This window comes from Gammaproteobacteria bacterium (assembly GCA_013214945.1).
Taxonomy (GTDB): Bacteria; Pseudomonadota; Gammaproteobacteria; order Enterobacterales; family Psychrobiaceae; genus Psychrobium.
Genome location: JABSRT010000015.1, coordinates 103,845 through 117,899 on the forward strand (window position 1 = coordinate 103,845; position 14,055 = coordinate 117,899).

A 14,055-nucleotide genomic window follows, 5' to 3' on the forward strand; every position below is an offset into this window, starting at 1 on the left:
CACAGGGTGACACCATGTTAACGCAGCTAACCATTAATGATTTTGCCATTGTTCAATCTCTCGATATTGAATTGCAACCGGGTATGACTACCATCACGGGTGAAACGGGTGCGGGAAAATCAATTGCCATTGATGCATTATCGTTATGCTTAGGCGGGCGTGGTGAAGCCGGCATGGTTCGTACCGACGCAAATAGAGCCGACATCTGTGGTCAATTTAATATCGCAACCAATAAAGCGGCAGCTAAGTTTCTGAGCCAGCATGATTTAGACAAAGATAACCAGTGTATTGTCAGGCGGACAATATCCAAAGAAGGTCGCTCTAAAGGTTATATAAATGGGATCGCGGTACCCATTAGTCATCTAAAAGAGCTTGGACTATTATTACTAAACATTCACGGCCAACATGCCCATCAAGGTTTGTTAGATCCAGTAATACAGCTTAAATTACTCGATCAGTACGCCAGTCACAAAAAATTGCTCGAGCAAGTTGAACGAAGTTACTTCAGTTATCAGCTGGTCAACAAAGAATTAAGTCAGCTAAAACAACAGCAACATGAATATAGCGCTAAGGTTCAATTACTCGAATATCAAGTGGAAGAATTTGATCAATTTGCCTTAATTGAAGGCGAATTTGAACAGATTGAAGCGCAACATACTCGACTAGCGAACAGCGACTCAATAAAAACCCAGTGTTACCAACTGCTTGAACAGCTAAGTGATAGCGCAGATTCAAATATAGAAGGCATGCTGAATCAAGCAAGTAGTTCGATTAGTGATTTAGTTGAACATGACCAAGCATTAGTCGGCATTAGTGAAATGATTAATGCCGCGTTGATCCAGATTCAAGAAAGCAGTAATGAATTAAATCAATACAGCGAACAACTTGAGCAAGATCCTCAGCAATTAGCCGAGCTAGAATTAAGACTTAGCAAAGCGATGCAGTTAGCGCGTAAGCACCAAATTCAGCCCCAACAAATCCCGGCACTACATCAACAAATAAAAGATGAATTAGCCCGCTTAAGTGGTAACGAAGCACGAATAGAGAAATTGGCAGATCAGTTGATTGAGATTAAGGCGCAGTATGTTATTGCCGCTGATTTTTTGTCTGCTAGCCGATCTAAATATGCCCAAAAATTAAATAAACTGATTATGAAGTCGATGCGCCGCCTTAGCATGGAACATGGCATATTCGAGATCGCACTTAATGCCAAACCAACCGAACAAATTTCCCTGCTAGGCCAAGACGCCATCGAATTTAAAGTCACGACCAACCCAGGGCAACCACTAGAACCCTTGCATAAAGTTGTTTCGGGTGGCGAGCTGTCGCGTATTAGCTTGGCAATTTCGGTCATAACTGCCGATAAAGTCGCAACCCCAACCCTAATTTTTGATGAAGTAGATGTCGGCATCAGTGGCCCGACAGCCGCTACAGTTGGCGCAATGTTACGAGAACTGGGTAAAAGCACCCAAATTATTTGTGTCACTCACTTACCGCAAGTAGCCGCTTGCGGTCACCAACAGTTGCAAGTCGCTAAACATACTGATGGTAAAACGACTTCAACCACTATGTTAGCGTTAAGCGAAGAAACACGAGTGCTTGAACTCGCTCGGCTGCTCGGCGGTAATTCTATTAGTCATACAGCGGTGGCTAATGCTCAAGAACTACTAATTAGCCATTAAATTAAGCACAACATGACAAAAATTTGAGCCACTAAGCATAAACTTACCTAGTGGCTGGTCAAATATGTGAGACCAGCACTGTTAGATAAGCCAATACAATGATAAAATATATCCTTTAATTTTATACCAATTTAAGGGTAATCCATTGCAAGGCACTCAACTACTTGATTTTATAGTCAAAAACCTAGAAGACATGAAAGCTCGTGATATCGTAACATTAAACATTACTGATCTTTCGGCCATCACAGATAAAATGATTATTTGTTCAGGTAATTCTTCTCGTCATTGCCGTTCTATTGCCAACAGCTTATTGGTTGCAGCGAAAAAAGCCGGCGTTCCACCACTAGGCATCGAAGGCATCAAAGAAGGTGGCTGGGTTCTTCTCGACATGAACGAAGTTGTTGTTCATGTAATGGACGATTACAGCCGCGATTTCTATAAGTTAGAAGAGCTTTGGAACGGTGAATCTAAACACCTAGCTCCTTAAATCAGTTCGATGAAAATTCAAATTATTGCAGTAGGCACTAAGATGCCAAGCTGGGTTGAAAGCGGTTTGCAAGAATACTTGCGCCGCTTTCCGCGTGATTGCACCGTAGAAGTTGTTGAAATAGTTGCGGGTAAGCGCGGTAAAAATGCCGATATCAAAAGAATTTTACAAAAAGAAGGCGAATTAACACTGGCCGCTGTCCCTAAGGGGAATCGCATTGTCACCTTAGAGGTTGAAGGGAAACCTTGGACCACCCCACAACTTGCGATAAACTTAGAAAAATGGCAAGTAGACGCCCGTAATGTCAGTTTGCTGGTCGGTGGTCCCGAAGGACTAGCACCCGACTGTATCCGCGCTTCTGAACAGCGTTGGTCGTTATCGCCACTCACCTTACCTCATCCGATGGTCCGTGTTATTGTTGCCGAAGCGCTATACCGTGCTTGGAGCATCAACAACAATCACCCTTACCATAGAGAGTAATATCAATTACACCAATAAGTTGACCGTTTCCACGAGCTAAACGTCTGATCATGGCAACCAAGGGTACACTAGGTGTGTATATCCTGGTTAAAAAATTGAATAGTTCATTAATATTACTAATTTTATTTTAAAATTAAGGAACTATCTCCAATTTGTTTCGTCCATATCTTAGTTATAAAGGATAAGCTGAGCGCATGTTTCTAAATAAACGGGCACCGATCCGTAATCTTAATGCTGAAAACACATTATTTCTGCGCCGGGCTCTGTTAGCCTTTATTGGTGTTATTGTATTAGTGTTAGTGCTGTTTACCAATCTGTATCAAATTCAAATTAATCTGTATGAAGATTACCAGACCCGTGCTAATGGCAATAGAATTAAGCTTATTCCCGTCGCACCTAATCGCGGCTTAATTTATGATCGCAACGGTGTATTACTGGCTGAAAACAAACCAGTCCACAGCCTTGAGCTTATCCCTGAACAAATCGAATCGATTGAGCAAACCTTAACTACCATCAGCAGTATTATTGAGTTAAGCGAAGCCGAACATACTCGGTTTATGAAGTCGGTCAAGTCACAACGACGCTTTAAAAGCATAACCTTAAAGAATCAATTGAGTCCGACCGAAGTCGCAAAAATATCGGTCAATCTTCATCAGCTCACCGGCGTAAGGATTGATGCGCGGCTCAAAAGATTTTATCCTTATGGTCCATCTTTGACTCACGTACTTGGTTACGTGGCAAGAATAACCAAAAAAGAGCAAGCCACGATATCGGCTAATAATGAAGAAACGGTTTACGCGGCGACGCGTGATATTGGCAAGCAAGGCATTGAAAAGTATTACCAACGATTGCTTCACGGCACGCCTGGACATCAGGAAGTTGAGGTCAATAACCGCGGACGAATTATTCGGGTGCTAAATTACCATCCGCCAACTCACGGCCAAGACTTATATTTAAACATTGATGTAAAACTGCAACAGCGCGCTTTTGATATGCTTGAGGGACGACGGGGCTCAGTCGTTGCCATCGATCCAAATAATGGTGCGGTATTAGCTTTGGTAACGAGTCCCAGTTATGATCCGAATTTATTTGTTCATGGTATTTCGTCTAAAGAGTACAATAAATTACTTTCTAGAGACAAACCGCTGATTAACCGTGCGACTCAAGGCACTTATCCACCAGCATCAACCGTTAAGCCCTTCATTGCCTTAGCGGCTTTGGAAGAAAAAATAATCTCGGATCGAACCTATATTAATGACCCCGGCTGGTTCAAATTACCCAATGTTAACCGAAAATTCCGTGACCACTTAAAATGGGGCCATGGCAAAGTCAATATATATAAAGCGCTTGAAAAATCATGTAATACCTATTTTTATGATGTGGCCTATCGACTTGGCATTGATAAACTAAGTAATTATATGACCCAGTTTGGTTTTGGTGAATATACCGGTATCGACATTCATGAAGAAAAAAGTGCCATTATGCCATCTCGAGGTTGGAAACGCGCTCGTTACAATCAACCTTGGTACATCGGTGATACCATTTCATTAGGCATCGGCCAAAGTTACTGGACGGTCACACCATTGCAATTAGCAAAATCAACCGCGACCTTAGCAACCAATGGCAAGATTTTTGTGCCGCAGTTACTTGGCGCCAGTCAGAGTGAACAAGGACTAATCCAAATTCCTGCTAAACAGGCCGCTACTATTACTTTGAAAGACAATAATAATTGGAATATCATCCATAAAGGCATGTGGAATGTGACCAATAAACGTGGCGGTACCGCCTATAAAGTATTTGGTGATGCCCCTTACGAATCAGCAGGAAAAACCGGTACGGCCCAAGTTGTTGGGATCGCCGAAGATGGAAAATATGATAAAGATAAAATACATGAACGGCTAAGAGACAATGCTATTTTCGTCGGTTACGCCCCGTTTGATAAACCTGAAATAGCGATATCAGTCGCGATTGAAAATGCCGGCCATGGTGGCAGTAGTGCCGCGCCTATCGCGCGAGAAATATTTGATATTTACCTCGAGCATATTAATTCCACCTTACAGCCCTCTCTCGTTAAACAACAGCAACCTTCAGGCGATCCCGTATTATGATGCCATCAAATTCTGACCAAAGAGGTTATGCCCGCAAGGCATCTTTCTGGCATCGAATTCACCTCGATATCCCGTTATTATTAGGCCTGCTGTTGTTAATGGGCGTCTCGTTGATCGTTATTTATAGCGCATCAGGGGCAAGTATTGGTTTGGTAAAACGCCAAGCTTTGCATATTGTCATATCGTTAGCAGTGATGTTCGTCGTCGCTCAGATCCCACCCGACACGATTCGTCGCTGGGCCCTGCCTTTGTTTACATTTGGCGTCGCCATGCTCATTGCTACCTTATTGTTTGGTCATGTTGGCAAAGGCGCGCAGCGCTGGCTTGATTTTGGTTTTGCTAAATTTCAGCCCTCCGAGGCAATGAAATTAATTTTGCCGATTATGATTGCCCATTTTATTACCCGCCACGCGCTGCCGCCGCAACTGAAACATGTGATGATCGGGTTTGTTATTGTATTAATCCCTACCTTACTGATTGCCAAGCAACCTGATTTAGGCACATCAATTTTGGTCGCCAGCGCGGGGATCTTTGCGTTGTTTTTAGCCGGCATGAGTTGGCGAATTATTTTGTCTTTTGCTGGCGCCATTTCAGCCTTCATCCCAATTTTGTGGTACTTTTTAATGCGCCCATACCAGCGCCAACGAGTATTAACCTTCTTAGATCCTGAAAGCGATCCATTAGGTTCTGGGTATCATATAATCCAATCAAAAATTGCAATTGGCTCTGGTGGCCTCACTGGCAAGGGCTGGCTAAATGGCACTCAATCGCAGCTCGAATTTTTACCGGAGCGCCATACAGATTTTATCTTTTCAGTATTCTGTGAAGAATTTGGCCTAATGGGGGTCATCGGATTATTGTGCCTTTATATGTTTGTGATTGCTCGCGGGCTGATTATTGCAACTCGGGCTCAAGATCCTTTTTCCAGAGTATTAGCAGGCAGCATTACCCTCACTTTTTTTGTGTATCTGTTTGTCAACATTGGCATGGTATCTGGGCTGTTGCCCGTTGTTGGCGTTCCGCTACCTTTGATCAGTTACGGCGGCACCTCGATGTTAACGCTGATGTTAGGTTTTGGACTACTAATGAGCATCCATACCCATCGCAGGTTCAATAAATGATCACCAACCAATTTTCTATGCCAGAGGTTAACATGCGTTTTTTTGCTTTACTTTTCATTACCACTTTTATCATTGGTTGTAGCAATACCCCCGAAACTAAGTCTCGTTACAGTATCAAACAAGATAAAGCGCCAGTGCGCCTGCCTACGGTCACTGAAACCCGCGATATTATCCCTGGTTTCGAGCCCTATTCTCGTGGCGGCAATAAAAACTACACGGTGCGGGGCATTAGCTATCAAGTGCTCAAACAAGCCACTGACTTTCAACAAATAGGCAATGCTTCATGGTATGGACAGAAGTTTCATGGTCACCTGACCTCAAATGGTGAAACTTATGACATGTATGGTTTATCAGCAGCGCATACTCAACTGCCATTGCCCAGTTTTGTTAAGGTCACTAACTTAGTCAATAATAAAGAAGTGGTGGTCAGGGTTAACGATCGCGGTCCATTCCACCCTAATCGCATTATCGATTTGTCTTATGGTGCAGCTCACCGCTTAGGTATGTTAAATGCTGGCACGACTCGGGTAAAAATTGAAGTGCTAACGTTTAGTCCCAATCCCGCGCCAGAGCTAATTCCGGTATCAGTTCCTGCACTATCGCCAGTGTTAACACCAGCACTAACTCCAGCGCAAACGGCTATCGATAAATCGGCTCACCCAGTCCTATTAGATCCAGCGCCAGCCAAACAATCTCGCTGTGTGGTGCAATTAGCCGCCACCTCTAATAAACAAACCGCGCAAACACAGCTATCAAAAATAGCCAAACAATACCAAGTGACAAGCCAACTTGAACCTGCAGGCCGCTTCGTTCGGATGCAACTAGGGCCATTAGCCGGCAAACAAAACTGTGATCTAATCTTAAAAAAAATCACAGATAATTATCCAAAAGCATTTATCAAAATGCTGTAACCCGTTACTATTAACTTATTTTCTGCCTCCGTTGTAATACTGGGCAGTTTCTCTTTCACCAACATCATCTGCCAGCAGCTAGTGCGTTATGGCTTCAGTCGCAGATGATAATATTACTGGATATGACGATTTCATGAGTAAGTACATTATTGGTTTAAAAACCCTGGTCGCATCTGCTGTTTTACTGGCATCAAGCACCAGCCAAGCCGCGATGATTACCCCCAATGCGCCCACTGTAGCCGCTAAAAGTTATATCTTAATTGATAATACCACCGGTCAAATTTTGGCTGAGAACAACGCCAATGATCAGCTAGCACCAGCGAGTTTAACCAAGCTAATGACCAGCTTCATTATTGGTCGTGAGCTAAAATCGGGCAATATCAAACAAACTGATCAAGTCACTATCAGCAAAAATGCTTGGGCCAAGAACTTTCCTGGCTCATCAGTGATGTTTATTGAGGTCGGCACCGATGTGTCGGTCGCCGATCTTAATCGCGGTATCGTCATTCAATCAGGCAACGATGCTTGTGTCGCCATGGCTGAGTATATCGCCGGCACCGAAGATGGTTTTGCCGATCTAATGAATACGGTCGCCACCGAGCTGGGCATGGACTCGAGCTTTTTCGAAAACAGTCACGGGCTCGACAGTGATTTACACAAAACAACCGCCTTTGATATGTCAGTGCTCGCCCGTGCAATTATTAGTGAAACACCTGAAGAGTATAAGCTTTACAGCGAAAAGTCGTTCACTTATAACAAGATAAAGCAGTATAACCGTAATGGGCTATTGTGGGACAAAAGCCTAAATGTCGACGGCATGAAAACGGGTCACACCTCGAACGCCGGTTATAGCTTGGTATCATCGGCTGAAAAAGACGGCATGCGCCTGATTTCCGTCGTCATGGGCACCAACAGTAAACAAGCCCGCACCAGTGAAAGTAAAAAATTATTAAACTATGGCTTCCGCTTTTTTGAAACAGTTACCCCATACCCAGCAGGCCACAAATTTGCGAGTCAGGATATCTGGTACGGCAAAACTAATGTGGTTGATTTAGGCGTAACAGCCAGCACCCCATTGACCATCCGTCGTGGGCAAGCTAAAAATCTTAAAGCAAGCTTCGAGTTAAACAAAGCGCTTGAAGCACCTATTGCCAAAGGCGAAGTTGTTGGCACGGTTTATATTCAACTAGACGGCAAAGAGTTAGCCCAATATCCACTAGTGACCTTAAATGAGGTTGAACTTGGCAGTTGGTTTAAACGCACGATGGATTACTTTAAGCAAATGGTCGCAACTTGGTTTAATTAATCAGCACGAAAAGTCAGTAAAAAACCATCATGATTGATGGTTTTTTTTCGACTAGCCGCCAACCGACGAATGAGATAAAATAGTAGGTTATCGAGCTTACCCTACCAAGGCGCTAATCTCATTGCTAGACCGTTATCACCAATGTTTGTCATTGGCATGATGGTTTAAATAGAATTGGTATAAGGTATGTCACAGCTACCCCAATATTTTTATTCGATACGTATCACCACAGCAGCGGCGTAATTGCGTTAAACACTGTGGTATTAAAATAATTCTGCCAAGTTAGACAGCACATGTTTTTCCTTGGCGACCCTTTGTGTTGGAGATTTTAATGGACACAAATTTTGATGAAATTCTCGATTTTCCTTGTGACTTTGGCTTTCGTATCATGGGCCTAGCTCAAGATGAATTACCAAATGTTGTTAACGCAGTTTTTGATTTGCATGCCCCTGGCGACTATAAGCAAAAGCCTGGCATTCGAGCGAGCAGTAGCGGAAAATATAACTCAATTTCATATACTGTGCGCGTACAAAGCAAACAACAAATCGAGTTACTTTATACCGAACTTTCGGCGATCGATATTGTACGTTACGTGCTTTAGGAAGAAATAGTAGATAATTGGCAGCAATTAAAGGGGTTTCATGTCAAATAACGGCGCAGCACCAGCGAACAATTTAGTTATCCGACAATTAAATCGTCGGGATTACGAATCAGTCTGGCATGCAATGCAAGACTATACTGATACGCGTGATGCACAATCACGTGATGAAATCTGGTTGGTTGAACACGATCCGATTTTTACCCAGGGACAAGCAGGTAAAGAAGAGCATCTCTTATTTCCCGGCGATATTCCGGTGGTAAAGGTCGATCGTGGCGGTCAAGTAACCTATCATGGACCGGGCCAATTAGTCGCTTATTTCTTATTAGATATTCGCCGGTTAAAGTGTGGCGTTCGTGACTTGGTGACCCATATTGAACAAAGCTTAGTTGAATTGCTCAATATCTATGATATAAAGGCGTACCCAAAACCCGATGCACCCGGCGTATATGTCGATGGTAAAAAAATAGCCAGTCTCGGATTACGAATTCGCAAGGGCTGTTCCTTCCACGGATTGGCCCTTAATGTTGATATGGATCTCGGCCCGTTTAAACGGATAAACCCTTGTGGTTACAGCGGTCTTGAAATGGTCCAAATCAATGATCTTAGCGGTCCCATTGAGTTGGCGTCGGTTGAGAAAAATTTAACCAAGATTATTGCCCAACGCTTAGGTTATATTAATCTAGAGCACGTTACAGGATTCACCCATGAGTAACTTAAAACAATCAAAATTAGTCGCTGGCGAAAAACTTCGCGACGCCGACAAAATGGCGTTTATTCCGATCAAAGTGGTCGAAACCCCAAAAGCCGAAGTGTTACGCAAACCTAGCTGGCTCAGAGTTAAATTACCTCGTAGCACCGCTAAAATTGATGAAATTAAAAGCGCTATGCGTAAGCATAACCTCAGCTCTGTGTGTGAAGAGGCTTCTTGCCCTAACTTAAGCGAATGTTTCACCCATGGCACGGCAACGTTTATGATCCTTGGCGCTATTTGTACTCGCCGCTGCCCATTTTGCGATGTTGGACATGGCAGACCGCTACCAGTCAACGCCGAAGAGCCTGAGAAACTCGCCCTAACAGTGCGTGATATGAAGTTAAAATATGTGGTCATTACTTCGGTCGATCGTGATGATTTACGTGACGGTGGCGCTCAACACTTTGCCGATTGTATTAAAGCTATTCGTGCTGAAGTACCTTCAATAAAAATTGAAATATTGGTGCCTGATTTTAAAGGCCGGATGGACAAAGCGCTTGAGATCCTAAGCACCGAGCCACCTGATGTTTTTAACCACAATTTAGAAACAGCACCGCATTTATACCGTGAAGTGCGTCCCGGCGCTCATTATAAAAATTCGTTAGAGTTATTACGCCGCTTTAAAGAAATGCACCCAGAAGTGACGACTAAGTCGGGCTTAATGATGGGACTGGGCGAAACCAATGATGAGATTGCTGCGGTATTAAAAGACTTACGCGATCACAATGTTGAGATGCTTACGTTAGGCCAATATTTACAGCCAAGTAAGCACCATTTACCCGTTAAACGCTACGTACCACCAGCAGAGTTTGACGCACTGGGTGAAATAGCGAAAGAACTTGGTTTTACCCACGCCGCTTGTGGACCAATGGTTCGTTCTAGTTACCATGCCGACATGCAAGCTGCTGGTAAAGAAATAAAATAACTAGGCTCTTTAATCGCCGGCTTAGTTATCCCACTTAGCGCAATAACCAATAAAGTTTGGTTACTGCGCTCACATTATCATCGTCGTTAGTTCCAATCTTTGTACTTCTCATCAGAAACCACCGGCAGTATAGGTTGATTTTTAACCACCAGTTTCACGTCGATTATTTTGAACCAAACCCAGCGAGTACCAAGCGATCCGACCAGAACATAAGTACTTTATATATCATTAATATACCGTTATTATGATCCATCTAAGATTTATATTATGAGAGTTTCCCAATGAATTTTTTGTCACACCTTTTTGATAACAACAAACATTGGGCTAAAGAAGTCGAATCCAATGAACCTGGTTTTTTTAAAACATTAAGTGAACAGCAAAAACCAGAGTATTTGTGGATTGGCTGTTCTGATAGCCGAGTCCCTGCCAATGAGATTGTTGGTCTAAAACCTGGTGAGTTATTTGTACATCGTAATGTCGCCAATGCTGTAGTACATACCGATCTTAACTGTTTGTCGGTTATTCAATACGCGGTTGATATATTAAAAGTAAAACATATTATCGTGACTGGTCACTACGGTTGTGGTGGTGTTATCGCGGCGATGAATAATGCAAAATTAGGCTTGGTCGATAATTGGTTACGTCACATTAAAGATATCCAACATAAACACCAAGCTCATCTACGATCGATCAGTGATGTTAAACTACGCCAAGATCGGTTATGCGAACTTAACGTCATTGAGCAAGTGATGAATGTGTCGCAACTGTCAATAGTGCAAGACGCGTGGTTACGCGGCCAAGACTTACAGCTCCATAGTTGGATTTACGGTGTTCATGACGGCAAACTGCATGATTTAGAAACCTCGATCACCAACAGTAATGAAGCGGTTGATGTTTACCAAAACGTTATTAAAAACCTACAAATTCCAAGTTAGTATTTTCTTATTTCATCCCGAGATTTGATGAAATCTCGGGCATTAATTTCGCCATTGAGGCCACCATGTCTTCACCTAATGCTCCGCAGTATCCAATCAGTGCTATTGGCCATATTGAATCACCCTTTAAAGAAAAATTTGCCATTCCGCGCCAACCACGTTTAGCCAGTGCTGCTTTGGGTATTATTAGACTAGCGCCGGACTACAGTCATCCAGATACGGTGCGCGATATTGAACAATTTTCTCACTTATGGATTATTTTCCGCTTTCATCAAACTGCCGATCAAGGGTGGCGACCGTTAGTGCGACCACCTCGTCTTGGCGGCAACAAAAAAACCGGCGTGTTTGCCACTCGCTCAACGTTCAGGCCCAACAGCATCGGCATGTCAGCGGTTAAGCTCGAGCGAGTGATCATAAAGAACAATCAGGCGGCATTAGAAGTGAGCGGCCTTGATCTACTTGATGGCACGCCGGTGCTTGATATTAAACCTTATATTCCCTACAGCGACGCTATCGACGCCGAGGCAGGGTTTGCCGAGTTGTCGCCCGACATTGAAATGACAGTTGAATTTAGTCCACAAGCTCAACAGGTTATTGCGCAGCAACAGCAATATCCAGCCTTGGCGCAATTAATTAGTCAAATATTGCAACAAGATCCGCGCCCGGCCTACAAGCAAAATGACGGCAAGCTCCAGCAATATGGGGTACGTTTATATGACTTTAATATTCAATGGCAAGTCTGTGGCCTGCACACCTTAGTGACCCAAATTTCTAAGGTGTAGCGTGATAGGTGAAATTAAGCTAAAACCTATCGTCACGTATTAGACCAATCCGCAGTATTGTTACGTGTGTTAACCAAAAACACCTGCTACAATTCGGCTTTATTTTTTAAAATCAAATTATTTGCAAAGGTGTTTGTTTATGCGTACTACCCGCTACTTATTAGCCACCCAAAAAGAAACCCCCAATGATGCTGAGATCATTAGCCACCAGTTAATGATCCGTGCTGGTATGGTACGTCGTTTAGCATCGGGCTTATATACTTGGTTGCCTTCTGGCTTACGAGTAATGCAAAAGGTCGCTAACATTGTACGCCAGGAAATGGACCGTGCCGGCTCAGTAGAAGTATTGATGCCAATGGTACAACCTGCCGATTTATGGGACGAAACAGGTCGTATTGATCAATTTGGTCCTGAGTTATTACGGATAAAAGATCGCCACAACCGTCCGTTCGTATTAGGCCCAACTCATGAAGAAGTCATTACTGAACTGGTTCGCAAAGAATTAAAAAGCTATAAGCAACTACCGCTTAATTTGTTTCAAATTCAGAGCAAATTCCGTGATGAAGTGCGTCCTCGTTTTGGCGTAATGCGCGCACGCGAATTTATGATGAAAGACGCTTATTCATTCCATTTGTCTGATGAGTGTATGGAAAAGACCTACCAAGAAATGTTCACGGCTTACTGCCGCATTTTTGACCGCCTAGGTTTAGATTACCGTCCAGTACTTGCCGACAGTGGCAGCATTGGTGGCGCGCTATCGCATGAGTTCCATGTATTAGCCGAGTCTGGTGAAGATGCAATTGTCTTTAGTGACGGTTCTGATTATGCCGCTAACATCGAAAAAGCCGAAGCGCTTGCGCCTACTGGCGAACGCCCTGCACCACAGCAAGAGCTGACTGCGATAGACACACCTAATGTTAAAACTATCGACGATGTCGCTACTTTATTAGCTGTTGATCCTACGTCGACCGTGAAAACTCTAATCGTTAAAGGTGTTGATGGCGATAAAGCTATTATCGTCGCGCTAGTATTACGTGGTGATCATGAGCTAAACGAAGTGAAAGCTGAAAAGCACCCGCAAATTGCTGTGCCTTTTGAGTTTGCCACCGAAGAAGAAATTCTTAGTGCAACGGGTACTAAACCTGGCTCTATCGGCCCGGTTAAATTAGATATTCCAGTCATTGTTGACCGCAGCGCTGCTCATTTGGCAGATTTTGTCTGTGGCGCGAATAAAGATGACGTTCACTTTACTGGTGCAAACTGGGATCGTGATGTTACTGACTATCAAGTCGCTGATTTACGCAGTGTGGTAGCTGGCGACCCAAGCCCTTGTGGTCAAGGTAAGCTTGAAATTAAGCGCGGCATTGAAGTGGGTCATATTTTCCAACTTGGCAACAAATATGCGCAAGCGATGAACGCTGGTGTCTTAAACGAGCAAGGCAAGCATCAAATCCTTAATATGGGTTGTTATGGCGTCGGTGTTTCTCGAATCGTTGCTGCAGCCATTGAGCAAAACCATGATGACAATGGCATCATCTGGCCTGCTGAAATAGCCCCATTCAAAGTGGTTATTGTGCCAATGAATATGCACAAGTCTGCTGCAGTTGCTGACGCCGCAGCTAGCTTGTACGAACAGTTACAAGATGCTGGCATTGAAGTATTATTTGATGACCGTAAAGAGCGTGCTGGCGTGATGTTTGCTGACATGGAACTTATTGGGATCCCGCATACTGTTGTCATTGGTCAACGTAGCCTCGACAACGGCCTGTTAGAATACAAATCGCGCAAGACTGGCGTTAAAGAAGAAGTCGCTATTGAGCAAATGGTTGATTTTATCAAAGCTAAATTAGTTTAATATTAACTAATCAGTTTAAAACCACCGCTAGCCGGTAATGCGTGTCAGTTAAGAGCTGATGCGCATTTTTTTGGTTTCTTTTCAGCGTAACGTTTTGGTCTTGATTTCACT

Annotated in this window: 13 protein-coding genes; all 13 read left to right on the top strand. The window is 43.5% G+C overall.

What is annotated here, in order from left to right; translation table 11 throughout:
* Positions 1–14: 14 nt before the first annotated feature.
* Entirely contained in the window at positions 15–1,682 is a 1,668-nt protein-coding gene (recN, locus tag HRU23_12870) for a DNA repair protein RecN (GenBank protein NRA55031.1), read from the top strand.
* Positions 1,683–1,827: 145 nt separating this feature from the next.
* On the top strand, positions 1,828–2,169 hold the full coding sequence (gene rsfS / locus HRU23_12875; protein ID NRA55032.1) for a ribosome silencing factor: 342 nt from the start codon (positions 1,828–1,830) through the stop codon (positions 2,167–2,169).
* Between the two features lie 9 nt (positions 2,170–2,178).
* The gene (gene rlmH / locus HRU23_12880) at positions 2,179–2,649 is read left to right on the top strand and encodes a 23S rRNA (pseudouridine(1915)-N(3))-methyltransferase RlmH (GenBank protein ID NRA55033.1); all 471 of its coding nucleotides are present in this window, start codon (positions 2,179–2,181) and stop codon (positions 2,647–2,649) included.
* 194 nt (positions 2,650–2,843) lie between these two features.
* Complete coding sequence (gene mrdA / locus HRU23_12885; protein ID NRA55034.1) at positions 2,844–4,757, top strand: penicillin-binding protein 2; 1,914 nt, start codon at positions 2,844–2,846, stop codon at positions 4,755–4,757.
* The gene (gene rodA, locus HRU23_12890) at positions 4,754–5,878 is read left to right on the top strand and encodes a rod shape-determining protein RodA (GenBank protein ID NRA55035.1); all 1,125 of its coding nucleotides are present in this window, start codon (positions 4,754–4,756) and stop codon (positions 5,876–5,878) included. Before mrdA ends, rodA begins: the two co-directional genes overlap by 4 nt.
* Positions 5,875–6,789: a septal ring lytic transglycosylase RlpA family protein gene (locus HRU23_12895; GenBank protein NRA55036.1), complete on the top strand. Its 915-nt coding sequence runs from the start codon at positions 5,875–5,877 to the stop codon at positions 6,787–6,789. The genes rodA and HRU23_12895 overlap by 4 nt, the downstream gene beginning before the upstream one ends.
* A gap of 133 nt (positions 6,790–6,922) precedes the next feature.
* Positions 6,923–8,095: a serine hydrolase gene (locus HRU23_12900; protein ID NRA55037.1), complete on the top strand. Its 1,173-nt coding sequence runs from the start codon at positions 6,923–6,925 to the stop codon at positions 8,093–8,095.
* 331 nt (positions 8,096–8,426) lie between these two features.
* A complete protein-coding gene (locus HRU23_12905; GenBank protein ID NRA55038.1) occupies positions 8,427–8,696 on the top strand; it encodes a DUF493 family protein in 270 nt (89 codons plus the stop codon).
* Between the two features lie 40 nt (positions 8,697–8,736).
* Entirely contained in the window at positions 8,737–9,408 is a 672-nt protein-coding gene (gene lipB, locus HRU23_12910; protein NRA55039.1) for a lipoyl(octanoyl) transferase LipB, read from the top strand.
* A complete protein-coding gene (lipA, locus tag HRU23_12915) occupies positions 9,401–10,372 on the top strand; it encodes a lipoyl synthase (GenBank protein ID NRA55040.1) in 972 nt (323 codons plus the stop codon). Before lipB ends, lipA begins: the two co-directional genes overlap by 8 nt.
* Before the next feature lie 281 nt (positions 10,373–10,653).
* A complete protein-coding gene (gene can, locus HRU23_12920) occupies positions 10,654–11,307 on the top strand; it encodes a carbonate dehydratase (GenBank protein ID NRA55041.1) in 654 nt (217 codons plus the stop codon).
* Positions 11,308–11,372: 65 nt separating this feature from the next.
* Complete coding sequence (gene tsaA / locus HRU23_12925) at positions 11,373–12,089, top strand: tRNA (N6-threonylcarbamoyladenosine(37)-N6)-methyltransferase TrmO (protein ID NRA55042.1); 717 nt, start codon at positions 11,373–11,375, stop codon at positions 12,087–12,089.
* A gap of 139 nt (positions 12,090–12,228) precedes the next feature.
* The gene (locus tag HRU23_12930) at positions 12,229–13,944 is read left to right on the top strand and encodes a proline--tRNA ligase (protein NRA55043.1); all 1,716 of its coding nucleotides are present in this window, start codon (positions 12,229–12,231) and stop codon (positions 13,942–13,944) included.
* Positions 13,945–14,055: the final 111 nt, after the last annotated feature.

Bases quoted from the DNA above. Each gene is read 5' to 3' on its own strand.
- recN (NRA55031.1), top strand. From the start codon at position 15: ATGTTAACGCAGCTAACCATTAATGATTTTGCCATTGTTCAATCTCTC.
- rlmH (NRA55033.1), top strand. From the start codon at position 2,179: ATGAAAATTCAAATTATTGCAGTAGGCACTAAGATGCCAAGCTGGGTT.
- mrdA (NRA55034.1), top strand. From the start codon at position 2,844: ATGTTTCTAAATAAACGGGCACCGATCCGTAATCTTAATGCTGAAAAC.
- rodA (NRA55035.1), top strand. From the start codon at position 4,754: ATGATGCCATCAAATTCTGACCAAAGAGGTTATGCCCGCAAGGCATCT.
- HRU23_12895 (NRA55036.1), top strand. From the start codon at position 5,875: ATGATCACCAACCAATTTTCTATGCCAGAGGTTAACATGCGTTTTTTT.
- HRU23_12900 (NRA55037.1), top strand. From the start codon at position 6,923: ATGAGTAAGTACATTATTGGTTTAAAAACCCTGGTCGCATCTGCTGTT.
- HRU23_12905 (NRA55038.1), top strand. From the start codon at position 8,427: ATGGACACAAATTTTGATGAAATTCTCGATTTTCCTTGTGACTTTGGC.
- lipB (NRA55039.1), top strand. From the start codon at position 8,737: ATGTCAAATAACGGCGCAGCACCAGCGAACAATTTAGTTATCCGACAA.
- lipA (NRA55040.1), top strand. From the start codon at position 9,401: ATGAGTAACTTAAAACAATCAAAATTAGTCGCTGGCGAAAAACTTCGC.
- can (NRA55041.1), top strand. From the start codon at position 10,654: ATGAATTTTTTGTCACACCTTTTTGATAACAACAAACATTGGGCTAAA.
- tsaA (NRA55042.1), top strand. From the start codon at position 11,373: ATGTCTTCACCTAATGCTCCGCAGTATCCAATCAGTGCTATTGGCCAT.
- HRU23_12930 (NRA55043.1), top strand. From the start codon at position 12,229: ATGCGTACTACCCGCTACTTATTAGCCACCCAAAAAGAAACCCCCAAT.